Genomic DNA, 922 nt, shown 5'->3' with positions numbered 1-922 from the left:
CAGGCCGTCAAGGCGGCGAGGACCAGGGAGGCGGCCGCAGCTGCGCGAGCGGCGCGGGCCCGGCTCACCGGTCCATCTCTTCCATGAGGCGGTCCACCCGTTCGTCGACCGAGGCGAAGGGGTCCTTGAGAACGACGGAACGCGTGCCCTCGGCCTCGAGCAGCCTGAGGTTCGTCCAATCGACCGCGTAGTCGAGGCGGCGTCGGCGGGCCTTCTCGACGAAGTCGCCCCGCAGCTTGGCGCGGGTGTCGGACGGCGGCGTCGTCATAGCCGCCTGGACGGCCTCGGACGAGGCAAAAGTTCGCAGCATGCCGGTCTCCTCCATGGACGGGCGCAGACCCGCCGCGGTGATGTCGTGATAGGCGAGGTCGAGCCTGGCCAGCCTGGGATCGTCAAGCGTCGCGCCCGTACGCTCCATATACCTGGAGAATAGCGAAAGTTTGGCCGCCCAGTCGATTTCCGTCGCGACGGCCGAGGGGTCCCCGGATTTGACCGATTCGACGGCGCGCCCCCACAAGTCCAGCAAATACGACGTCGATGCGTCCAGCTCCGCCGTGTACCCATCCGCCGTCGGCCAGTTCGAGCCGCGCGCGCCCGGCCAGGTCCGCGCTCGTGTCGCGTATCGCCATGACAGGGTCGGCAAGCTCCATGCGCGGCAGGATCCCTCCGTCTTCCAGCATGGCGAGGACGGCCTGGGTCGCGGCGACCTTGAGCGCCGTCGTCGTCTCGCACATGTTGGAGTCGCCGACGATGACGTGCATTCGGCGGTAAAGCTCGGGGTCTCCGTGCGGTTCGTCGCGCGTGTTGATCATCGGGCGGGACCTCGTGGAGGCCGACGAGATGGCGTCCCACATCTGGTCCGCGCGCTGGGAGAAACAGTAGGCGGCCGCGCCGTCCTTGGCGCGGCGGATGCATCCGGCCC

Annotated in this window: 1 pseudogene; it reads right to left on the bottom strand. The window is 68.9% G+C overall.

From position 1 onward, the window contains the following. Positions 1–64 precede the first annotated feature (64 nt). Positions 65–911: pseudogene (locus ACO48X_RS08635) on the bottom strand (proteasome accessory factor PafA2 family protein). Positions 912–922 lie beyond the last annotated feature (11 nt).

Source organism: Peptidiphaga sp. (assembly GCF_057238965.1).
This window is presented reverse-complemented; position numbering and strand designations above follow the sequence as displayed.